Below are 22,739 nucleotides of genomic sequence, written 5' to 3' on the forward strand. Positions count from 1 at the left end.
TGTCCATGGTCGCCCGGCGTGCACCCCCGGGCAAGGCCGCGGTCACCCGATGGAGACGCCGTCCGGCGGACGGTCGCCTCCGTAGGAGGACGGCCCTGCCCCTACGCCCGTACGGGCAGGGCCGCTCAGGGCGGGCCCGTCAGTCCTCCACCGACAGACTCGCCAGGGCCGACCCCGGATCGGGCGCCGACGGGCCGGCGGGGCCCCAGCGGCCCCGGACCTTGCGGTACGGCCACCAGCGCCCGTCGCGGTCGTGGCGGAGCTGCGTGTCCGTCCCCACGACCGTCCACCGGGCGCCCGCCCCCGCCCGCAGGCGCGGCCGTTCGCCGTCCTCCCAGGCCCCCGCCAGCTCCGCCTCGGCGCGCGCCAGCGCCTCCGGTCCCGGCTGCCACTCCTCCTCCAGTACGGCGAGCGCCGCCGGGCCACCGTACCGCCAGGCGTCCACCGCCAGTTCCAGGTCCGCGCGCCGCCGGCCCGTCGCCTCGGCGAGCCGCGCCGCGATCAGCGGACCGCCGGACGACGCGGCCAGCCGCACCGCGTCCTGACGGGACGTCAACCCGGTCTCCAACGGCTGCCGCGTGTGCCCGGCCGACAGCGCGTCGGCCAGCAGCCGGACCGCCCGCGCCGCCGCGTCGGCGGCCAGGAGACCGAGCGCGGCCGGATCGATCCCGGCCGGCGGCGTCGCCTCCGTGTCGAAGGACGGCGGCGCACCGGGCTCCCCCGGAAGGGGTGGAGGAGGCGGCAGCGGCGGGAGGATGTCCCGCGCGGCGAACACCTCGTCCGCCGGTACGCCCTCGGGCTCCGCACCGCCCGCGCCGGTCCCGGGCACGTCGCCCGCCGTACTCCGGCTCGTCCGCGCGGCCCGTGCCGAGCGCACCTGCAACTCGTCCAGCAGCCGGCGCTCCCCCCGGCCCCTCATCAGGAGGAGGACGAACGGGTCCTCGTCCAGCAGACGCGCCACCTGATAGCACAGCGCCGCCGTGTGCGGACAGAGGTCCCAGGCGCCGCACCCGCACTCCGGCTCCAGATCCCCGATACCGGGCAGCAGTTCCACTCCGGCGCCCGCCGCGTCCTCCACCAGGTGCGGTGGCATGTCGCGGTCCAGCAGCGCGGCGACGTGCCCGGCGCGCTCGACCGCCATGTCCAGGAAACGGTCCCACTCCTCCGTACCGAGCCGCTGCAACAGCACGTCGCCGCGCCACGCCGTGCCGTCCGGGTCGCGCACGACGGCCGTGATCCTGCCCGGCCGTACGGACACCGCGCCGACCGCCCCGGCACGGGCCTGCCGGCGCCCCTTCTTGAGCTGCGTCGCATCGAGTGCCGTGCCCTCGAGGGCCTTCAGCCACGCCTGTCCCCACCAGGTCCGCGCGAAGGCGCGGCCCGGTGCGGGCGGCAGTGCGGCGAAGGTGCGCTCGTCGCCCTCCGCAGGGAGGCCGTCGCCACCACTGTCGGCCCCGGTCATCGCGTACTCCCTCGCAGCTCGACCAGCTCCGCCAGCTCGTCGTCGGTCAGTTCGGTCAGGGCCGCCTCGCCCCCGGCGCCGAGGACGGAGTCCGCGAGACGCTGCTTGCGCGCCAGCATGTCCGCGATCCGGTCCTCGATCGTGCCCTCGGTGATCATGCGGTGCACCTGCACCGGCCGGTCCTGGCCGATGCGGTACGCGCGGTCCGTCGCCTGCGCCTCGACGGCCGGGTTCCACCAGCGGTCGAAGTGCACGACGTGTTCGGCGCGGGTCAGATTGAGCCCGGTGCCCGCCGCCTTCAGCGACAGCAGGAAGACGGGCACCTCGCCGTCCTGGAACCGCCGCACCAGCGTGTCCCGCAGTGGTACCGGTGTGCCGCCGTGCAGGAACTGGGTCGGGACTCCCCGCGCGGCCAGATGCCGTTCGAGCAGCCGCGCCATCCGCACGTACTGCGTGAAGACGAGCACGCTCGCCCCCTCGGCGAGGATCGTGTCGAGCAGTTCGTCGAGCAGCTCGACCTTGCCCGAACGCCCCGCGACGCGGACCGGGTCGTCCTCCTCCTTGAGGAACTGCGCGGGGTGGTTGCAGATCTGCTTGAGCGAGGTCAGCAGCGTCATCACGAGGCCGCGGCGCTCCATGCCGTCCGCCCCCGAGATGGCCGCCAGGGTCTCGCGTACGACCGCCTCGTACAGCCCCGTCTGCTCCGTCGTCAGCGACACCGCCCGGTCGGTCTCCGTCTTCGGCGGCAGCTCGGGCGCGATACCCGGGTCCGACTTGCGGCGGCGCAGCAGGAACGGCCGTACCAGCGCGGACAGCCGCTCCGCCGCCGCCGGGTCACCGCCCTCGACGGCCCGCGCATAGCGGGTACGGAAGGCGGTGAGCCGCCCGAGGAGCCCCGGCGTGGTCCAGTCGAGGATCGCCCACAGCTCGGAGAGGTTGTTCTCCACCGGCGTGCCGGAGAGGGCGACACGCGCCGTGGCGTTGATGGTGCGCAGTTGGCGCGCGGTCGAGGAGTACGGGTTCTTCACGTGCTGGGCCTCGTCGGCGACGACCAGGCCCCACCCGACGGCCGCGAGCCTCGGCGCGTCCATCCGCATCGTGCCGTACGTCGTGAGCACGAACTCGCCGTCCGCGAGGGCGTCCAGGCCGCGCGACACGCCGTGGAAGCGGCGTACGGGAGTGCCGGGTGCGAACCGTTCGATCTCGCGCTGCCAGTTGCCCATCAGCGACGCCGGGCAGACCACCAGCGTGGGGCCGGCCGCCGACGGGTCCGTCCGGCGGTGCAGATGGAGCGCGATGACGGTGACGGTCTTGCCGAGCCCCATGTCGTCGGCGAGACAGCCGCCGAGGCCGAGCGAGGTCATCCGGTGCAGCCAGTTGAGGCCGCGCAGCTGGTAGTCGCGCAGGGTGGCCGTGAGGGCCGCGGGCTGCGCGATCTCCAGGTCCGCGCCCTCCGGGTCGGCGAGACGGTCCCGGAGCGCGGCGAGCGGGCCCGCCGCCTCGACCTCGACCCGGCGGCCGTCGATCTCGGCGGACCCGGTGAGGACGGCGCCGAGCGCGTCGACGGGGGTGAGCTTGCGGTCCCGGCTCTCCCTGGCCCGCCTGGCCTCCTCGGGGTCGATGAGCACCCACTGGTCGCGCAGCCGTACGACGGGGCGTGTCGCCTCGGCGAGCCGGTCCAGCTCGGTACGGGTCAACTCCCGCCCGCCCAGGGCGAACCGCCAGTCGAAGGCCAGCAGCGCGTCGGCGGACAGGAAGGACGGCAGGCCCGAACCGTCCCTGCCGGAGGCTCCGTTGCCGCGCGTGTCGTCGTTGCCGTCGTGGGCCTCGCCCGGCGTGTCGGCGCCCGCGCCCCAGGGCGGAACGTCCTTTCCGTGGCCGGGCTGTCCGATGACGGCGCGCGCCGTCAGCTTGCGCGCGAGCGCCTTCGGCCAGTGCACCTGGACACCGGTGGCGGCCAGGGCGCGGGAGGCTTCCCCGAGCAGGTCGGTGATGTCCTCGTCGGCGAGGTCGACGGAGTCGGGCACCGTGGCCGACAGGAGCGGCGTCAGGGGCGGCCAGGCGCGCGCGGCGCGCCGCAGGGCCAGCAGGGCGTCCATCCGGGCCCGTGGGCCGAACACCCCGCCCGAGGCGCCCGTGGCGCTTTCTCCCGCCCACACCTGGGCCGCGTCGGCGACCACCGCCGGATCGCCCACGCGGTGCATCTGTAGGACGGCGCGGAATGCGGGGGCGGCTCCCACGGCTTCGCCGTCGAGGTCGCCGTCGAGCGGGTCACCTCCTTGGGAGGGGCCGTCCTGTCCGCGGGAGGGGCCGTACGCACGGGCGTCGTCGTCCGACGCGGCGGTCAGGCCGGGCAGTTCGATCCGGAGTGACAGCCGTACCCCCGCGTCGTGCCCGGCCGCCACGTCGGCCGCCCAGTCGCGCAGTTCGGGCGCTCGGCGCGGGGCGACGGCGGTGAGGAGCGGCGATCCGGTGGCGAGCGGCGCGGCGGGCGTGCGCACGATGCCGTCGGCGACGGCGTCGAGGAACTGCCTCAGCAGCCGTTCCGGCTCGGCGAGCAGCACCGGACCCGGTGTCGCCCTGTCGAGCGGTACGGCGTGCGCGGCGGGCGGCATGGACGCGGCGAGCGCGCGGATCCGCTCCAGGTCGTCGGCGGTGAGGGGGCCGACCCGCCAGGCGTCGTGGCCGGAGGCGGAGAGCCCCGGCAACAGCAGTCCGCGTGCGGCGAGTTGCAGGGCGAGCAGCGCGGCGGCGGCCCAGAACGACACGGCGGGGGAGGCGTCGGCCGTTGTCCTGGCACGGGTCAGCACGGGCAGCGCGATGCCGACGGGCAGAACGAGCGCGCGGACGGTACGCGCGCGTACGTCGTCGCCGACGACGGTCAGGTCCTCGACGCGACCGGCCGGGTCGGTCGCGTCCGGGTCGGTCGTGTCCGGGTCGGTCGGGCGGGCGGCGGTGGCCGGGCGATCCGGTGGGGGCACGGTGCCCGCCGAGGCCCTGGTGCCCGGGGGAGCGGTGCCGTCCGGGCACCAGAAGGCGACCCGGCCGACCCTGGCCGGGTCGGCGGGCAGGAAGAGCGCGTGGCAACGGGCGAGTTCGGCGATCGGGAACGGCGTAACGGCGAAGGGCCGGGACACGGCGATGACGCATTCCTCAAGTTTGACTAGTGAAGGAGGGCCGACGATACCTCGTACACGGGGGTCACGGGCGACGCGATGCGGTGACAAGAATCATGCGCCGTGTGCGGGAGGCGGCGGGGGTGGAGGAAGCACCACCCCCGCGGTCGGGAATTACCCCCCGCCGTCCCGGGGTGGTGGCCGCATGGCCCTGGAGGGCCAACTCCGCGTACGTTTCTCCCGATCGGCGCGATCATGCTTCGGCGGCGCCACTCGAACGGCCCTACAGACCTCCCCATATCTTCACCTCAACGATCCATGCGATCGTCGGCCTACAGACCGGAGACCACATGTCCCAGGCCCCCGCAGAAGTTGCGGAGACCACTCTCCCCGGCTCCGCTGCCGCCCGCACAGGCGGCAGCGATTTCGCGCCCCTGCTGCGCACGGTCAGGGAGCAGGGCCTCCTCGAACGGCGAACCGCCTGGTACGCCCGCGGCATCGCCGTCAATCTGCTCGGGCTCGTCGCCGTCGTGACCGGCCTGGTGCTCGTCGGGGCGTCCTGGTGGGCCCTGCTGCTGGCTCCGCCGCTGGCGCTCCTGTCCGCCCGCATGTCGTTCGTCGCCCACGACGCGGGCCACGCGCAGATATGCGCCACCCGGGGGCGGAACCGTCTCGTACAGCTTTTCCACGCCAATCTTCTGCTCGGAATGAGCCAGGACTGGTGGAACGACAAGCACAACCGGCACCACGCCAACCCCAACCACCTGGAGAAGGACCCGGACGTCGGCGCCGACATCCTCGTCTTCGCGCAGCACCAGACCGGCGGGCGCACGGGCTTCCGCCGCTGGCTCACCCGCCACCAGGCGGCGATGTTCTTCCCGCTGACGACCCTGGAGGGCATCGCCCTCAAGGTGTACGGCTTCCGGTCCGTCTTCTCCCGCGCCGGCAGCCGCCAGACGCCCCGTGAACGGCTCCTCGAAGGCTCCCTGCTCGTCATCCACGTCGTCGCCTACCTCGCGCTCCTCTTCACGACGCTCAGCGTCGGCCAGGCCGTGGTCTTCCTGCTGATCCACCAGATGATGTACGGCCTCCACCTGGGCATGGCGTTCGCGCCGAACCACAAGGGCATGAAGATCCCCACCGAGGAGGAGTTCGCGAGCTGGGGACATCTGCGCCGGCAGGTCCTCACCTCCCGCAACATCCGGGGCGGCTTCTTCACCGACTGGTTCCTGGGCGGTCTGAACTACCAGGTCGAACACCACCTCTTCCCGAGCATGCCCCGCCCCCACCTGCGGCTCGCCCAGCCGCTGGTCCGCGCGCACTGCCAGGAACTGGACGTCCTCTACGTGGAGACCGGACTGGTCGACTCGTACCGGCAGGCACTGGGCCATCTGCACGAGGTCGGCGCCCCGCTGCGGGCCGCGGCCTGACCTCGCCGGAAAAGGAGTGCCGCTCACCGGAGCGTCACGCGCGCGGGCGACGCATAGTGGAACTGGCGGATGCCCGCGCGCGTTGATTCAGCAGTGAGCGGCCTCGGCCGCGCAAGGAGGCGTCGAAAATGTCGAACAGAGCGAAGATCGCTGTCGGGGGAGTGGCCGTCGGTCTGCTGCTGATCCCGTTCATCGGATTCTGGTTCTCGCTGCTGGTGGTGCTGGGCGTGCCCGCCGTGGCCTATCTGATGCTCGACCCGTCCCAGCGCCGCCGGCTCCGGCGGATCTCACGCAAGGAGATCGGCCGCTGACCCCGGCCGGGCGGGCCGGGCCCGGTCGGGAAGCATCTGGTCGGGAAGCGACTGGTCAGGAAGGGCGCACGGCGATCCTGTCGAGGGCTTCGAGGAGCTTCGGCAATTCGGATCCGCGCCCCACCGGCAGGACCTCGTTCGGCTGGTCGTCCAGAAGGATGTAGGCGATGTCGTCGGTCCTGGCGACGAGGGACCAGCCGGGGCCGTCGGCGCGGAGCGTCCGGGCGCCGGCGGGGGCGAAGGCGGAGCGGACACGGCCCGGTGGCGGGGGCGCCTCCAGATAGCCGCGCAGTTGCTTCAGGACGTGCCGTACGCCGTCGTGCAGGACGTCCGGGCCGTCGGGGTCCCCGTCCGTGGCCGGGAGCACGTCCGGCTCCTGGTCGCCCTCGTCGGCTTCGTCGCCGCTGCGGTCCGGCCCGGATCGGCCGTCCGACGTCGGCACGTCCGACTCTCCCGGCGGTGGCTCGTCCTCGGCGTCGAACTGTTCCCGCCACACCTCCCACTGAAGCGCGATCTCGTCGGCGCCGAGACGGCGCTGCGCCGGGCCCCAGCCCGCCGTGTCCGGCGGCGCGAGCGGCGGTCTCTCTCCGTCGCCCCCGGGGCCCGGTTCCGGATCCGGATCGTGCGGTGCGGGAATTCCGGGCGCCGCGACCGAGAGGGCCACCGGCCAGCCCGGCAGGGCCGCGACCACCGTGCGCTCGTCGGGAGACAGATCGTGGTCCATGCCGCAGTCCCAGGCGGCGATGGCGACGGCGACCAGTGACACGTCGTGCACGGCCACCGTCCAGCGCGCGCCCGTGCCGTCCTGGCCCAGCACCAGCCCGTAACCGCGCTCGTACGGCTCCAGCCCGAGAGCCGCGCACGCCTCCGGGAAGTCGTCGCCGAGCACGCTGGGGAACCGCGCGGGTGTCAGCAGCACGGCCGACAGCACGAAAAGTGCGTCGTTGTCTACGGATTCGTCCGCACCTGTCATGACCCCTCCCCATCCGACCCATCCGATCGGTCGTGTCCGATCGGTGTCGGCGCACCTTAGCCAGTCGGCCGCCCGGCCGTCGAGAGGTGGACGGGAGGTCGGCGGGAGGCGTCACGCGTCCGTGATGCGCCGTTACGCGGCGGGCAGCCCCAGAAGGCTCCGTGCCACGGTCTGGGGTGACTCGTCCCGCTCGCGCGCCAGGGCTGTCACGGCCCGGCACGCCAGCTCGCTGACCCCGAAGGAGAGCGCCTCGGGGGAGACCCACCCGGACGCCTCGTCCATCCGGTCCTGGTCGTCGTCGGCGGTCGCCGAGACGTAGGTGGCCGCCGCCTCGAACAGATTGTGCTGCCGCGTACGCGCGCGGGGCGACGCTCCCGGCTCCGCGACCGGTGCGGCGGTCCGGTTCGGTACGAACAACCGGCGCAGCTTGTCGAACATGGTCCGTCCACCTTCCGCGCGTCTGCCGGGGTCTCCGCCTTACACACAGGTTCGATACCCGTTCATACGGCGCCGCACTCGGCACCCGTCCGGACCGCTTCGTACGGCCGCCGCGAACGTCCCTGCGATCGGACCCGGCGCCCGGCACTCCGACCCGCGGCCCCACGGCGTCCCACAGGGCCGTCCGGGCGCGCCCGGCGCCGGGAGCCCGCGTTGCGGCTCCGGCGGTGCCGCGCGACTGTCGGGACACGAGTGAGGAAGCACGAATCGGAGGGACTGTCCCATGCCCATCGCCACGGTCAACCCCGCCACCGGCGAGACCCTGAAGACGTTCGACGCCCTGGGGCCCGACGGGATCGAGCGGCGGCTGGCCGCGGCTGCCGCCGCCTTCGGCCGCCACCGCACCACCGACGTCGACCACCGGGCGACCCTGATGAACCGCGCCGCCGACCTTCTTGAGGAGGACCGCGACGACATCGCCCGCACCATGACCACGGAGATGGGCAAGCCGATCGGGGCCGCCCGCGCGGAGGCGGCGAAGTGCGTCACGGCGATGCGGTGGTACGCGCGTCGCGCGGCGGAACTGCTCGCCGACGAACACCCGTCGTCCGCCGACGTACGTGACTCGGGCGCGTCGCGCGCGTACGTCCGCTACCGCCCCCTGGGAGTCGTCCTGGCGGTCATGCCCTGGAACTTCCCGCTCTGGCAGGTCGTACGGTTCGCCGCCCCCGCGCTCATGGCGGGCAACGTCGGCCTGCTCAAGCACGCCTCGAACGTCCCGCAGACCGCGCTGTATCTGGACGACCTCTTCAGGAGGGCCGGTTTTCCGGAGGGCTGCTTCCAGACGCTGCTGGTGGGATCCGACGCGATCGAGGGCATTCTGCGCGACCGCCGGGTGGCTGCCGCGACCCTCACCGGAAGTGAGCCCGCCGGGCGCGCCGTCGCTGCGGTCGCCGGCGACGAGGTGAAGCGGACCGTACTCGAACTCGGGGGCAGCGACCCGTACATCGTGATGCCCTCGGCGGACATCGACCGCGCCGCGCGTACGGCCGTCACCGCCCGTACACAGAACAACGGACAGTCCTGCATCGCCGCCAAACGCTTCCTCGTGCACGCCGATGTCTACGACGCGTTCGGCGAACGGTTCGTCGCCGGGATGCGGAAGCTGACCGTCGGCGACCCCCTGGACGAGTCCACCGACATCGGGCCGCTCGCCAGCCGGCAGGGCCGCGCCGACCTGGAGGAACTCGTCGACGACGCGGTCAACCGCGGCGCCATGGCCCGCTGCGGCGGACGGCGCCCCGAGGGCCTGGACCGCGGTTGGTACTACGAACCCACCGTCCTCACGGATATCGCCCCCGACATGCGCATCCACCACGAGGAGGCGTTCGGCCCGGTCGCCACCCTGTACCGGGTGGCCGATCTCGACGAGGCGGTGAGTGTCGCCAACGACACACCCTTCGGTCTCAGCTCCAACGTCTGGACGCGTGACGACACGGAGGTGCGGCGCTTCGTCCGCGACCTTCAGGCCGGCGGGGTCTTCTTCAACGGCATGACCGCGTCCCACCCCGCGTTTCCCTTCGGCGGAGTCAAGCGCTCCGGCTACGGGCGGGAGTTGTCGGAGCACGGGATCCGAGAATTCTGCAACGTGACGACCGTCTGGCACGGCGCCGCACCGGGCGACGAGGGCTGAGAGGGGGCGGACCGCTTGCCCGTGAGCATTCGGTGCGCAAGGCTGGCGACCGGCGGGGGAGATACGGGGCACAGGGCGCGGTACCTGTCCGAACGGGGAGAGTGGTCGGCAATGGCGTTGGAAAACGGACTTGACTGGCTTCTGGAGGATCTGACCGGACGGGTCGAGCCGATACGGCACGCACTCGTGCTGTCCAACGACGGGCTGGTGACGGGGGCGAGTTCCGGTCTGGCGCGTGAGGACGCCGAGCATCTGGCCGCGGTCTCGTCCGGTCTGCACAGCCTGGCGCGGGGGTCCGGCCGGCACTTCAACGCGGGGCGGGCACGGCAGACCATGATCGAGTTCGATGACGCGCTGCTGTTCGTCACGGCCGCGGGCGAGGGCAGTTGCCTGTGCGTGCTGAGCGACGCGGAGGCGGACGTCGGCCAGATCGCCTACGAGATGACCTTGTTGGTGAACCGGGTCGGGGAGCATCTCGGCATCGGGGCACGGCAGTCGGGACAGACGACGGTCGGGGACATCTGAGGGGCCTCGGGAAAGTTATCCACAGGCCGAGCGGGATGTCCGGCGGGGAGATAGATTCGTCACCGAGAGTAGTCAATCGCTCGCGGGGGAGACGTCATGTCTGTCATGTCTGTCAGGGAAATCTCGGAAACACTGGCCGCCGGCCGAGCGGCCCAGGAACTGCGCCTGAAGCGGGGCGAGTTCGAGCTGGCCGCCCAGTTGGGTCATGTGCGCACCGTGGGCGGGCTCGTGAGTGGCCGCCGCAGGGTCGCGCGGGGAGAGATCGAGCGGCTGCGGAGGTCCCCGGGCTTCCCGGAAGCGCTGCGCGAACGGGTGCGGACGGTGGGGACCGCCGAAGGGGCGGAGCTGCTGGGTGTCAGCTCCGGCCGCTTCACCCGGCTCGCCCGTGCGGGGTATCTGGTGCCGGTGCGTTTCTATCTCAATCGCTATCGGGCGGTGGTCTGGCTCTATCTGGCCGAGGATCTCCGTCTGTTCGCGAGCGGTGAACCGGGCCTGCTGACGGGCCGGTTGCCGCGGACACGGACGGGCGAGGGCGCGGGGGAGGACTCGCGGGCGCACCCGGAGCCGGGGGAGTCGGCCGGCATCGCCGGCTCCGGGTCCGCCCCGGTCGAGGACTGCCGCCCGCGCAACTGGCGCGGCCGTCGCATCGGTCTGCTCCTGCACGAGAGCGACGACCGGTGGGAGCGGGCGGCGATCGTCGGGTCCGTCCTCGATCCGCTCCAACTGGCCGAGCTGGTGCCGGATCCGTACGAGCGGGCGTGTCTGAACCGGCTGCGGCCGGACCTGGCACCGGGCCGTCCCGGTACGGAGGTCGGGCGGGAAGCCCTACGACGGCTGCTGACCGCCGACGATCCGGACGAGATCAGCTGGCACCGGTCCAGCCTGACCGCGCTGCTGGCCGACGCCCGGCGGGAGCGGGAGGCGCCACGCCCGAGCGCCCCGGCCCACGACCCGTCCGGGACACCCGACCGGGACCGGACCTCCGAAGTGGCCGGGGCGGCGCCCGACCCGTTCGGCACGCCCGACCCGCTCCCGGGACCGATCGCGTCGCCGCCCCCCGCTCCGGTCCTCCCGGCCCCAGCCCCGGCCCCGACTCCGGAGCGGGCGGGCCGGTCCGTACCGGAACGCGCCGCCGAACCGGTACGGACCGGGGCGGGCGGTGGGGGAAGGGGACGTCCGTTGCTGACGCGGCTGGGGATCGGGCGTCACCGGGACCGGGTCCCGGACGGCAGTCCGAACCGGCCCCGGCGGGCTGCCACCACGCACCATGGCGCCGGTGCCGCCCGGTGAGACGGGCCGCCCGATCCGGTCGTGGACCGGCGGCCCGGTCGCCCGGTGGTCAGGAGTTGGCCTCGCCGGTGACCACGGTGAGTTCGGGGGAGAAGCGGCCCCACTCGCCGTCCGGCAGCTTCGCGCGGATCTTCACCTTGTAGGTGACACCCGGCTTCTTGCCCGCGTAGACGCTCTCGGTACTGCGGCCCACCGGCGGATTGTTGCCCCAGACCAGCGTGGTGGTGAGCTTCCCGTTGAGATGGATCTCGTACGAGGGCACGTCGCCGTCGATCTCGGGCGGCAGCCACGACAGGTCGAGGTAGTACGCGCCGTCCTTGTCGCTCTTGCTGCGGTTGGCCTCGAAGGCGAGCGGCGCGGTGTCGGGGTCGTCGCCCGACCCCTTCGGGGTGCTGAGCTCCACCGGGGCGCTGGCCGGAGAGGCGTTGTCGGCGGCGTCGCGGGCCTGGAGGGTGAACGAGTAGTCGGTGCCGGGCCGGAGGCCGGTGACCTTGGCGGAGGTCGCGTCCCCGCCCACGCTGTGGATCTTCGAGCCGCCCTGGAGGACGTCGTAGGAGGTGATGCCCTCGTCCTTGGCCGGCGCGCTCCAGGTGAGCGCCGCGCCCCGCGAACCCTCGTGCTTGCCGCGCAACTTCAGCGGCTGCGCCGGCGCCTTCTTGTCCTCGGCCGCCGCTGCCGGTGTGGTGACGGCCTTCTTGTCGCTGTGCGAGGAAAGATTCCCGGCGGCGTCCTTGGCCCGCACCGAGAACGAGTAGGCGGTGGACGGCTTCAGCCCGGTGACGTCGATCATCAGCTGATCGGCGGAGACGTCCTTCACCTTCTCCTTGCCGCGATACACCACGTAGCCGCTGACCGCGACATTGTCCTTGGCCTTGCCCCACATGACGTGAGCGGACAGCGCGCTGCCGGCCTGGACGCTGACACCGGTCGGGGCCGACGGCGCCTGCGAGTCCTTGTCGTCACCGCCACCGCCACAGGCGACGAGGGTGAGGGCGGTAGCGGTAACGAGCGCGACCTGGGTGGGGGTCCGTCGCACGGTCGTCTCCTCCGTCGAGAGCCAGGGGATTGGTCTAGACATATATGACACAGTGTCGGGTTCACTTCAAGAGTCGGTGCCCGTCGGAATGGGAAAACGGCGAAAGCCGGTACGCCGACGGGGTCGCCCGGTCGTGACGCCGAGCCTCGCCCCGGCGCCGCTCGCGCGACCGCCCCGCGACGGCTGCCCCTCCCCGCCTCCACCCGGCGCCGCCCCCGCAAGCGGCCCCGCGACGGCTGTCCGTCCTCGCGGTCCCCGGAGGGCTCCCCGGGCGTCGACTCCCCGTTGCCGGGGCCGGATTGATGACAGGATGGCTCGTCGTGCAGACCAACACACTTGTCGTCCGTCGCGCGGTACCCGCCGACGCGTCCGACATCTCCGGACTGTGGCTGCGATCCTTCGCGGCTGCCCTCCCGAGCGTCCGGCGCCCCCACTCCGAGCAGCGGGTGCACGCCTGGATCCGTGACATCGTCCTGCCGACCCAGGAGACGTGGGTGGCGACCTCCGGAGAGGCGGTCGTCGGCATGATGGTGATCGAGGGCGGGGACGTCGACCAGCTGTATCTGGACCCCGACCACCGGGGCTGCGGCATCGGAGCGCGCCTGCTCGATCTGGCGAAGCGGCGACGGCCGGACGGACTGTCCCTGTGGACGTTCCAGATCAACGGTCCGGCGCGGCGGTTCTACGAGCGGCACGGCTTCGTCGCCGTCGAGGAGACCGACGGCCGGAGCAACGAGGAGAACGAGCCGGACGTGCGCTACCGCTGGCACCCCGGTCCGGACGGAAACGCGGGCCCCGGAAGTGAGGGTGGCCGCCCTTCCCTGTGACGCGCGTGAGCGAGATCGCGTCAGATCCCGCCGGACGGCGGGCTCGGCGCACCGCCGTGCCACCGCCGGCCGACGGGGCGACGGCCCACCGGGCGTGACGGCGGGGGCTGCGGACATGCGCTCCGGCTGTCCGCCGCCGACCGGCGCCCCGCGCGGTCGACGAAGGCCCCATACCGGCCGATTGGCCAGGCCCGGCCGAAATTGATCCGTTGGTCTAGACCTTGACAGTCCCCAAGGGTTTCCGGTTTGGTTCCCTCACCCCCATGGCGGCCGTCGCTCAACGCCGGCCGCGCGAAGGAGTGAGTCGCTTGCGACAGCGAATCCTTTCCCTGTTCACCGCACTGATGTCGGCCCTGGCCCTCGCGGTGTTCCTGCCCGCCTCGACCTCGGCGGCGGCCACCACGGCCGCCGCGTGCGTCACCCCCTGGAACGCGTCCACCGTGTACTGGGGCAACGATGTCGCCTCGTACAACGGTCGCAACTGGACCGCGAAGTGGTGGACCCAGAACGAAAGACCAGGCACGGTCGACGTCTGGGCCGACAACGGCGCCTGCGGCGGTGGCCCCACGGACCCGCCGCCCGCCGGTGGCTTCGTGGTCAGCGAGGCGCAGTTCAACCAGATGTTCCCGAGTCGCAATTCCTTCTACACCTACAACGGTCTCAAGGCCGCGCTGAGCGCCTACCCGGCCTTCGCGAACACCGGCAGTGACACCGTCAAGCGCCAGGAGGCCGCGGCCTTCCTCGCCAACGTCAGCCACGAGACCGGCGGGCTGGTCCATGTGGTCGAGCAGAACACGGCCAACTACCCGCACTACTGCGACACTTCGCAGTCCTACGGCTGCCCGGCCGGTCAGGCCGCGTACTACGGGCGCGGTCCGATCCAGCTCAGCTGGAACTTCAACTACAAGGCCGCCGGCGACGCGCTGGGCATCGACCTGCTCAACAACCCCTGGCTCGTCCAGAACGACGCGGCCGTCGCCTGGAAGACCGGTCTCTGGTACTGGAACACCCAGAACGGCCCCGGCACCATGACCCCGCACAACGCCATGGTCAACCAGGCCGGCTTCGGCCAGACGATCCGCTCCATCAACGGCTCCCTGGAATGCGACGGCCGCAACCCGGCGCAGGTCCAGAGCCGCATCAACAACTACCAGCGCTTCACCCAGATCCTCGGCACGACGCCCGGCGGCAACCTGTACTGCTGAGCCCGCGCCCGTACCCGCACGAAGACAATCGGAACCCAGTTCGCAGAACTGTTCCGGGACCTCCTCGTTGACCGGTGTGGGGCGGAGATCACTCCGCCCCACACCGGATCAGTGCGCCTGCCCCGCCCCGTGCCCCGGGGCGGGGCACGGCCGAGAGCGGAGGTTCGCCATGACAGACGTCACGAAACTGGAGCCGAGGCCCCCGGAGGTACGGGCCGAGGGGCCGACGACCTTCGCGGCGCCCCCGCCCGAATCGCCGCGTCCCCCTGAGTCGCCGGGCCCTCTCGCGTCGGCGCCTCCGCCCGCGCCGCCCACCCCGCCCGGCCGCGCCCGGCGGCTGGTGCTGCGCACCGCGTTCGCCCTCGGTGTGAGCGGCGGTACGGCCGCGGCCCTGGTGCCCGTTCTCCGGGCCGGCCCACACCACGAGGCCGCCGCACGGCCCGACGAAGCCGGCGGAGCCGCAGGAGCGGAGAAGGCCGAGGGCGCCGTGGGCGGCCCACCGCTCCCGGAGTTCTTCGACGAGATGTATCGCGGCCGGCACCTGCGGGGGACCGGGACCGGTGTCCGTATCGACGGCCGGCCCCTGCACCTCATGCGGCGCGCCGACGGCGGCCACGTCAGCGTGGTCAACCATGTCGAGTCCTTCCCGACGGCACTGGCGGCCACCCGCGCGGCGGTCGACGACCTCGGCGGGACCCGGCTGGTGCCCGCCGGCCCGGCACCCCACTGACCGCGGGGAGGATCTCCATGGCGCACATCAGAAAGAACCAGCGGAACCTCACCGGCGCGGAGAAGAAGCGCTTCGTCGCCGCGCTCCTGGAGCTCAAACGGCGGGGTGTGTACGACGAACTCGTCCGTCTGCACGTCCGCCACTACCGGGCCGACGGCACCGGCGGTCTCCGGACCGGACACATGGCGCCGTCGTTCCTGCCCTGGCACCGCAAGTACCTGCTGGAGTTCGAGCGGGCTCTCCAGGTGATCGACCCGGCGGTGACCGTACCGTACTGGGACTGGACGACCGACAACACGCCGGCCGCCTCCCTCTGGTCCGAGGACTTCCTCGGCGGCGACGGCCGCCGGTCCGACGGGCAGGTGACGACGGGGGCGTTCGCGTACGCGACGGGCAACTGGACCATCGACGACGGGGTGCTGGAACGCACCTACCTCGTCCGCGCCCTCGGCCGCCCCTCCTCCCCGATCGCGCTGCCCACCAAGGACGAGCTGGACTGGGCGATGAACGAGTCCCTCTACGACGCCGCTCCCTGGGACTCCACGGTCGCCCGTGGTTTCCGCAACCGTCTCGAGGGCTGGGCGGCGGGCAGTGGCACGGCGCGGTGGCGCAACCACAACCGGGTGCACCGCTGGATCGGCGGCCAGATGCTGGGGGCCGCCGCACCCCACGACCCGGTCTTCTGGCTTCACCACGCCTTTGTCGACCTGCTCTGGGACCGCTGGCAGCGCAAGCACCCGAAGTCCGGGTATCTGCCCGCGCGGAAGCTGTCCGCAGGCGATCCGCAGGCGGGCCGTGCCATCGCCCTGGACGAGCCGATGCCGCCCTGGCGGACGACCCCGGCGGAGATGCTCGGCCATCGGAGTCTGTACCGGTACGAGACCTGACCCGTGCCGCCGGGCCGTGGCAGCCGGGCGGTCCGGGCCCACCGGCCGGCGACAGTGCCGAACGGCCTCCCGCATCCGTTGCGGGAGGCCGTTCGGCACCTGCGTCATCCCTCACTCACCCCGGGGACATGGCGCCCCGGTGCCGGGGGAGGGCTCAGTAGCCGTAACCGGGGGCGACCGGGGCGGGCTGGAGGTCGACGTTCGCGCACTGGTTGCCGAACGCCGGGTTGAGCAGACCGATCACGTCGATGGTGTTGCCGCAGAGGTTGACCGGAATGTGCACCGGCACCTGGACCAGGTTGCCGGACAGGACCCCGGGCGAACCGACGGCCGCACCCTCGGCACCGGCGTTGGCGGCGGCCATACCGGCACCGCCGGCCAGCACGGCGCCCGTGCCGGCGAGAACAGCGGCGGCCTTCGCGATACGCGACATCAGAATTCTCCTTGAACGTGGTGAGTCCAGCCGCAGGAGGTGCGGCCTTCACGCACGTTCAACGCGCAAACTCACCCTCGGTAACGGATCTGTGCCAATCGGTCGACGGAACGGAGCGGACGGCCGCGCGCCCGGGCCCGGCGGTACGCGTACGGCGCCGTATCCTGCCGTTCCGTCCGCTTGCGGTACGGACCGGTGCCGGGCACACAATTGATCGCAGAAGGTGCGGAACAAGCAGAAGGCACAGAACGGAACGACCCGCCGAAGAGTGACCCGCCGAGAACGACCCGCCGAAGAACGACCCGCCGTACCCGTGCGACTGGGAAGAGGGGCTTGTGAGTGTCGACCCGCCGCCCGGCCCTCCCCGACCCGGCCCGCCGGAACCGCCCGGCCCTCCCGAGGCGTACGAACCGGACTGGCCCGCCGGCCCCGACCTGACCCTCGCGTACAACCGCATGGGCAGCTTCGACATCGACCTGGCCAGCGAGCGCATGCACCTCGACCCCGGCGCGCTCGAGGTCTTCGACCTGCGCCCCGACGAGTACGACGGCCACATGGCGGTCGCCAACCGGGTGGCGCCCGAGGAACTGGAACGGCTGGACACGCTCATCCGGCGGGCGCTGGAGAACGGCAGGAACGTCTACGGCGCCTACTTCCGCATCCGCTGCCGTGACGGCTCGCCCCGCTGGCTCCACACCCAGGGCCACCTCGTCCGTGACCAGGACGGCAACCCGTACCGGGCCATCGGCATCGTCCGGGACGCCGCCCGCGAGCTGGACGACGCCGCACTGCGCAGCGAACTGGTCGAGACCCGGCGCCGCCTCACCAGCATGGTCCGCCGGATCACCGCCCTCCTCGCCCGCGCCACCACCGTCAACGACGTCACCGACGCCCTGAAGGACACCGAGGCCCTCAGCAGTCTCGGCGCCGTGAGCGTGATGCTCGGCGTGGTCGAGAACGGACGCGTCCACCTCGTCACGGAGGGACGGTTCGGGCTGTACGTCCCGCAACTCCAGTACACCCGGATCGACGCGCGCTTCCCGATGAGCGAGGTCGTCCGCACCGTCGAGCCCCGCTACATCACCTCGCGCGACGAGTTCCGGCGCTGCTTCCCGCCGCTCTGGGAACACATCGCCCACCTCCCGGTGGCCTCCGGCGCCTATCTGCCGCTGATCGTCCAGGGCAGGACGATCGGCGCGCTCGGGCTCCTCTACTCCCGGCACGGCGGCTTCACCGGCGAGGAACGCAATCTCCTGGTCACCCTCAGCAGCACCATCGCCCAGAGTCTCCAGCGCGCCATGTTCTTCGAGCAGGAGCACGACCTCGCCGAGAGCCTCCAACGGGCGATGCTGCCCCACCGCATCCCCGACGTCCCCGGCGCCCGGATCGCCGTCCGCTACCGCGCGGCGCGGGCCGGACGTGACATCGGCGGCGACTGGTACGACGTGGTCCCGCTGCCCGGCGGCCGGGCCGGACTGATGATCGGCGACGTCCAGGGCCACGACACCGACGCCGCCGCCGTGATGGGACAGCTGAGGATGGTGCTGTGGGCGTACGTCTCCGAGGACCACGCGCCCGCCACGGCGATGGCCCGCGCCTCCGTCTTCCTCCGCGAACTGGACACCGACCGCTTCGCCACCTGCACCTACGTGGAGGTCGACCTGGCGACAGGGGCGCTCCAGATCGTCCGCGCGGGACACCTCGAACCGATGGTGCGCCGGGGCGACGGCAGCTGCGTCACGATCGACACCGAGGGCGGACTTCCGCTCGGTCTCTCCTACGGGGCCGACCGGCGCGGCGGCGCCGACTACCCCGTCACCCGGACGACCCTCGCGCCCGACGACACCCTGCTCCTCTACACCGACGGACTGGTCGAGCGGCCCGGAGCCACCCTGGACGAAGGGCTCGACCGGCTGTCCCGCGCGGTGGTGGACGGTCCCCCCGGCATCCAGGACCTGGCGGACAGCCTCGGCGAACTGGTCGGGGAACACGGCGGCGGCGACGACATGGCCCTGCTGCTCATGCGCAGGGACCCCACGCGGCAAGGCGCCTGACGGGCCGTCGTATACGTGGAATCGACGGCTGACAGATCGTCGGCGCTCACATACGAGGATGTGGCGGCTGACGGATCGTCATACACGTACCCACCTGTGGGGCCGACGGCGTGCCGGGCGAAAGCACTCCGCCCGCCCACAACGGTGGTCACCCCGCGTCACCTCCCCGGTGCCCCCTGTTCTCCCCGGCGTGTCCCCGGACCTCTGGCGAACGAGCGGTACCCCGGCGATGCTGGGCCGCTGACAGCGCGTACCTCCCGCGCCAACCCCCCATACACCAGGAGAACTTGTGGGCCCAGGCATCGCCCGCCGGTCCGTCGTGCTGATCGCGGCGGTCACCGCACTCACCACGGGCGCCATCACCCCGTCCCTCGCCGACTCCACCCCCGACCCCCGTCCGCGCGACGCCGCCGAGGTGCTGCGCCCCGTCACCCCGCCACCGGCGGGCAGACCGGGCGGAGCCCCCAGGTCCGTCGTGGACGGCGACGGCATCGAGACCGCGCGCGGCACCCGGCCCGTCGCACCGGGCATCGGTCTCACCTCCTACGACCGGCTCGAATCCGACAAATGGCTGCGCGTGGACACGCTGTCGGTGGACCTCGGCGCCGGCGGTGTCCGGGCCGACTACCTGTCCTCCGGCACGGTCGCCGACCGCCGCAGCGTCTCCGAACTCGCCGCCGCGCACGACCCCGGCGAGGGCCGACGTACCGTCGCCGCCGTCAACGCCGACTTCTTCGACATCAACGAGACCGGGGCCCCGCAGGGACCCGGGATCAGGGACGGCGCCCTCACCCACTCGCCCGCCGCCGGTGCCCACCGGGCCGTCGGCATCGGCCCCGGGAACGCCGGGCGCGTACTGGAGCTGTACTTCGACGGCACCCTCACGCTGCCCACCGGGACCCACCCCCTCGCCGCGTACAACGCCGCGAACGTGCCGCCCGGCGGCATCGGCGCCTACACCCCCGCCTGGGGCCGGGCCGACCGCGCGCTCACCGTGGACAGGGCGACCCCCGCCGCCGAGGCCGTCGTACGGGACGGAAAGGTCGTCACCGTCACCGACGCACCCGGCAGCGGCCCGATCGAACCGGGCAGCACCGTCCTGGTCGGGCGGGAGGCCGGAGCCGTACGGCTCAGGGCACTGCGCCCCGGAGACCCGGTCGCCATGGAGTACCGCCCGCGCACCGACAGCGGCCCCCTGCCCCGGACGGCCGTCGGCGGGCGTGAACTCCTCGTCGTGGACGGTGTCCCGCAGAACCACGAGGGCCAGGGCAACAACACCGCCGCGCCCCGTACCGCCGTCGGATTCTCCCCGGACGGCCGGGAGATGACCGTCCTCACCGTCGACGGCAGGCAGGCCGACAGCGGCGGAGTCACCCTCACCGAACTCGGTGTGATGATGCGGCGGGCCGGCGCGTACCACGCGCTCAACCTCGACGGCGGAGGCTCCTCGACCCTCGTCGCCCGCGAACCCGGCAGCGACACCCTCCAGGTGGAGAACGCCCCCTCCGACGGCAGCGAGCGCACCGTCCCCAACGGCCTCGCCCTCACCGCGCCCGACGGCAGCGGAAGCCTCGACGGCTTCTGGGTCGAGACCCGTACGCCCGCCGCCACCGCGCCCGGCGACGACCCCGTCCGGGGCGGCCGACCCGAGCGCGTCTTCCCCGGACTGACCCGCGCCCTCACGGCGGCCGGGTACGACGAGACCTACGGCCCCGCGCGGGGCGAACCGCGCTGGCGCGCCGAACGGCCGGGGGTCGGCCGGGTCGACGGCGACGGCCTGTTCACCGCACGCGGCGGCGGCACCACGGAGGTCCACGCGGAACGCGGACCCGCCGGCGGAACCATCGAGTTGACCGTCCTCGGCGACCTCGCCCGCCTCCGGCCGACCACCACCCGCGTCGGCCTCGCCGACGGCGACGCCACCGGCACCTTCGGCATCGTCGGACTCGACGCGCACGGCGCCTCCGCGCCCGTCGAGCCGCGCGACGTGGAACTCACCTACGACCGCGCGCTGTTCACCGTCGCCGACGACGGCAGGGGGGCCTTCACCGTCACCTCCCGGACCGGCGCCGGGGCGGGGCTGATCACGGCGACCGTCGACGGCGTCACGACCTCCCTCGCGGTGAGCGTCGGCCTTCAGGAGCAGCAGGTCTCCGCCTTGGACGACGCCGCCGACTGGACGTTCAGCCATGCCCGCGCCGCCGGTTCGGTCGGGGCCGTACCCGACGGGCAGACCGGCACCGGACTGAGGCTGACGTACGACTTCGGCCTCTCGACCGCGACCCGCGCCGCCTACGCGAACCCGCCCCGGCAGATCCCCGTACCGGGCCAGCCGCAGTCGTTCACCCTGTGGATCAAGGGGGACGGAAAGGGGGCCTGGCCGACGCTGCACCTCAAGGACGCCGCAGGCTCGGATCAGTTGCTGCGTGGCCCGTACGTGACCTGGACCGGCTGGCGGCAGGTGACGTTCGCGGTGCCGCAGGGCGTCGCGACGCCGCTGTCCGTGCACCGCTTCTATCTCGCGGAGACGGCGGCCGACAAGCAGTACACCGGTGAGATCCTGATCGACGGCCTGACCGCACAGGTGCCGCCCACCGTCGACCTGCCCGAACAGCGGCCCGCCGCCGACCCGTTGATCGACACGGCGGCCGGGACCGAGGACCGGGACTGGCGGTTCGCGGTGATGTCCGACGCGCAGTTCGTGGCCCGGGAGCCGGACGGCGCGATCGTGCTCCGGGCGCGGCGCACCCTGCGCGAGATCAGGGCGGCGAAGCCGGACTTCCTCGTGATCAACGGCGACCTCGTGGACGAGGGTTCGCCCGCCGATCTCGCCTTCGCGCGGCGGGTGCTCACCGAGGAGCTGGGTGACGAGGTGCCCTGGTACTACGTGCCCGGCAACCACGAGGTGATGGGCGGGCGGATCGACAACTTCGTCGCCGAATTCGGGCCCGCGCACCGGGTGTTCGACCACCGGGGGACCCGGTTCGTCACCCTCGACACCTCGGCGCTCTCCCTGCGCGGCGGCGGATTCGCCCAGATCGAGGCCCTGCGCGCCCAGTTGGACGCGGCGGCCGGTGATCCCCGGGTCGGCTCGGTGATGGTCCTCGCGCATGTGCCGCCGCGCGACCCGACCGCCCAGAAGGCCAGCCAGCTCGGCGACCGCAAGGAGGCGGCCCTGCTGGAGGACTGGCTGGCGGACTTCCGGCGCGTCAGCGGCAAGGGCGCCGGGTTCATCGGCAGCCATGTCGGGGTCTTCGACGCCTCACGCGTCGACGGCGTCCCGTATCTGATCAACGGCAACTCCGGGAAGAACCCGGCCGCCCCGGCCGGCGAGGGCGGCTTCACCGGCTGGTCGCTCGTCGGCGTCGACCGGGTCTCCGGCGGCGAGCAGTCGGCGGCCCGGCACCGGCCGTGGACGGGCGGGCCCGACTGGGTCTCCGTACAGACACGGGCGCACACCGACGCGCTGGCTCTGGACGCGCCCGCGACACTGGAGCCGGGACAGCACGCACCGGTCACCGCCACCGTCACCCAGGGGACACGACAGGTACCGGTCGGCTTCCCGATGAGCGCGGACTGGACCGGCTCGCCGAACGTCCACATCGGTGACCCGGACCGGGCGACCCGCCGCCACGTGGCGGCGTACGACCCGGCCACCGGCACCCTCACGGCGCTGCGCCGGGGCACGGTCACCCTCGCCGTGACCGTCAACGGCGTCACGGAGCGCGCCGAGATCCGCGTCGCGGCGGCCGGGGCGCCCGCGATCCGGTCCGCCGCCTGACCGAGCCCCGGCCACGGCAGGGTGGCCCGCGTCCGACCCCGGACGCGGGCCACCCTGCCGTCATCCGCTCCCGGTCAGGACCGCGGCGCCCGGCCGCGACCGGGGAACTCGGCCAGTACGTCGTCCCCGAGACTCACCGTCACGTCGTGGATCCCGCCCCGCCCCGGCCGGGTCCGCTCCCGCGCGGTCGCGGTCAGCACGTCCCCCTCCCGGGCCGGACGGACGACGTCGATGTCGGCGCCCGACGCGACGGTCACCGGGCCGTGGCTGTTGCAGGCGCACGCGAAGGCGCTGTCGGCGAGCAGGAAGAGATACCCGCCGTGCGCGGTGCCGTGCCCGTTCACCATGTCGGCGCGCACGGTCATCCGCAGGGTGGCCCGCCCGGGGCCGGTGTCCACGAGCGTGATGCCCAGACCCCGCGCCGCCGGGTCGGCGTCGAAGTACGCCCGCCCGTGCCCCACACCGCCGGGAATCCCCTGCTCGTCACCGTCCGCCATGCCGCCGATCCCAAGCCGCCCCTGCGACGCCCCGCCGCGTCCGCTCCGTCC

Annotated in this window: 17 protein-coding genes and 1 pseudogene; 11 read left to right on the forward strand and 7 right to left on the reverse strand. The window is 72.9% G+C overall.

What is annotated here, in order from left to right; all coding sequences use genetic code 11:
- Window positions 1-139: 139 nt before the first annotated feature.
- Window positions 140-1,462, reverse strand: a complete 1,323-nt coding sequence (locus OG875_RS29880; RefSeq protein WP_330177350.1) for an SWF or SNF family helicase — start codon at window positions 1,460-1,462, stop codon at window positions 140-142.
- Window positions 1,459-4,599: a DEAD/DEAH box helicase gene (locus tag OG875_RS29885; RefSeq protein ID WP_330177351.1), complete on the reverse strand. Its 3,141-nt coding sequence runs from the start codon at window positions 4,597-4,599 to the stop codon at window positions 1,459-1,461. Before OG875_RS29885 ends, OG875_RS29880 begins: the two co-directional genes overlap by 4 nt.
- Before the next feature lie 329 nt (window positions 4,600-4,928).
- Between OG875_RS29885 and OG875_RS29890 the strand changes: the two genes are divergently transcribed.
- A complete protein-coding gene (locus tag OG875_RS29890) occupies window positions 4,929-6,008 on the forward strand; it encodes a fatty acid desaturase family protein (protein WP_330177352.1) in 1,080 nt (359 codons plus the stop codon).
- Between the two features lie 128 nt (window positions 6,009-6,136).
- Entirely contained in the window at window positions 6,137-6,319 is a 183-nt protein-coding gene (locus OG875_RS29895) for a hypothetical protein (protein WP_330177353.1), read from the forward strand.
- Window positions 6,320-6,374: 55 nt separating this feature from the next.
- On the opposite strand, the gene OG875_RS29900 is transcribed toward OG875_RS29895, so the two are convergent.
- Both OG875_RS29900 and OG875_RS29905 read right to left on the reverse strand, forming a co-directional pair.
- Window positions 6,375-7,292, reverse strand: a complete 918-nt coding sequence (locus OG875_RS29900) for a hypothetical protein (RefSeq protein ID WP_330177354.1) — start codon at window positions 7,290-7,292, stop codon at window positions 6,375-6,377.
- A gap of 132 nt (window positions 7,293-7,424) precedes the next feature.
- The gene (locus tag OG875_RS29905) at window positions 7,425-7,730 is read right to left on the reverse strand and encodes a hypothetical protein (RefSeq protein ID WP_330177355.1); all 306 of its coding nucleotides are present in this window, start codon (window positions 7,728-7,730) and stop codon (window positions 7,425-7,427) included.
- 283 nt (window positions 7,731-8,013) lie between these two features.
- Between OG875_RS29905 and OG875_RS29910 the strand changes: the two genes are divergently transcribed.
- From OG875_RS29910 to OG875_RS29920, 3 genes are all read left to right on the forward strand, one after another.
- Entirely contained in the window at window positions 8,014-9,423 is a 1,410-nt protein-coding gene (locus OG875_RS29910; protein ID WP_330177356.1) for an NADP-dependent succinic semialdehyde dehydrogenase, read from the forward strand.
- A gap of 111 nt (window positions 9,424-9,534) precedes the next feature.
- Complete coding sequence (locus tag OG875_RS29915) at window positions 9,535-9,948, forward strand: roadblock/LC7 domain-containing protein (protein ID WP_330177357.1); 414 nt, start codon at window positions 9,535-9,537, stop codon at window positions 9,946-9,948.
- A gap of 105 nt (window positions 9,949-10,053) precedes the next feature.
- Window positions 10,054-11,238 (forward strand): DUF6397 family protein, encoded by a 1,185-nt coding sequence (locus OG875_RS29920; protein ID WP_330177358.1) that lies wholly within the window; start codon window positions 10,054-10,056, stop codon window positions 11,236-11,238.
- A 49-nt stretch (window positions 11,239-11,287) separates the two neighbouring features.
- On the opposite strand, the gene OG875_RS29925 is transcribed toward OG875_RS29920, so the two are convergent.
- Window positions 11,288-12,316 (reverse strand): fibronectin type III domain-containing protein, encoded by a 1,029-nt coding sequence (locus OG875_RS29925; protein ID WP_330177359.1) that lies wholly within the window; start codon window positions 12,314-12,316, stop codon window positions 11,288-11,290.
- Between the two features lie 278 nt (window positions 12,317-12,594).
- Between OG875_RS29925 and OG875_RS29930 the strand changes: the two genes are divergently transcribed.
- From OG875_RS29930 to OG875_RS29945, 4 genes are all read left to right on the forward strand, one after another.
- Window positions 12,595-13,101 carry a GNAT family N-acetyltransferase gene (locus OG875_RS29930; RefSeq protein ID WP_443079226.1) on the forward strand — a complete coding sequence of 169 codons (507 nt, stop codon included), beginning with the start codon at window positions 12,595-12,597 and terminating at the stop codon, window positions 13,099-13,101.
- A gap of 344 nt (window positions 13,102-13,445) precedes the next feature.
- Window positions 13,446-14,306: a glycoside hydrolase family 19 protein gene (locus OG875_RS29935; protein ID WP_443079299.1), complete on the forward strand. Its 861-nt coding sequence runs from the start codon at window positions 13,446-13,448 to the stop codon at window positions 14,304-14,306.
- A gap of 169 nt (window positions 14,307-14,475) precedes the next feature.
- On the forward strand, window positions 14,476-15,036 hold the full coding sequence (locus tag OG875_RS29940) for a tyrosinase family oxidase copper chaperone (protein ID WP_330177362.1): 561 nt from the start codon (window positions 14,476-14,478) through the stop codon (window positions 15,034-15,036).
- Window positions 15,037-15,053: 17 nt separating this feature from the next.
- Window positions 15,054-15,923 carry a tyrosinase family protein gene (locus tag OG875_RS29945; protein WP_330177363.1) on the forward strand — a complete coding sequence of 290 codons (870 nt, stop codon included), beginning with the start codon at window positions 15,054-15,056 and terminating at the stop codon, window positions 15,921-15,923.
- 154 nt (window positions 15,924-16,077) lie between these two features.
- Here OG875_RS29945 and OG875_RS29950 read toward each other — a convergent pair whose 3' ends face one another.
- Window positions 16,078-16,356 carry a chaplin gene (locus tag OG875_RS29950; RefSeq protein WP_330177364.1) on the reverse strand — a complete coding sequence of 93 codons (279 nt, stop codon included), beginning with the start codon at window positions 16,354-16,356 and terminating at the stop codon, window positions 16,078-16,080.
- Between the two features lie 434 nt (window positions 16,357-16,790).
- On the opposite strand from OG875_RS29950, the pseudogene OG875_RS29955 reads away from it, so the two are divergent.
- Window positions 16,791-18,386, forward strand: a pseudogene (locus tag OG875_RS29955) (SpoIIE family protein phosphatase); the annotation flags it as partial.
- A 313-nt stretch (window positions 18,387-18,699) separates the two neighbouring features.
- Complete coding sequence (locus OG875_RS29960) at window positions 18,700-22,191, forward strand: phosphodiester glycosidase family protein (RefSeq protein ID WP_330177365.1); 3,492 nt, start codon at window positions 18,700-18,702, stop codon at window positions 22,189-22,191.
- Between the two features lie 74 nt (window positions 22,192-22,265).
- Here the strand turns inward: OG875_RS29960 and paaI are convergent, their stop codons facing one another.
- Window positions 22,266-22,688, reverse strand: a complete 423-nt coding sequence (paaI, locus tag OG875_RS29965; protein ID WP_330177366.1) for a hydroxyphenylacetyl-CoA thioesterase PaaI — start codon at window positions 22,686-22,688, stop codon at window positions 22,266-22,268.
- Between the last annotated feature and the right edge of the window lie 51 nt (window positions 22,689-22,739).

Source organism: Streptomyces sp. NBC_01498, from assembly GCF_036327775.1.
Classification (GTDB): domain Bacteria; phylum Actinomycetota; class Actinomycetes; order Streptomycetales; family Streptomycetaceae; genus Streptomyces.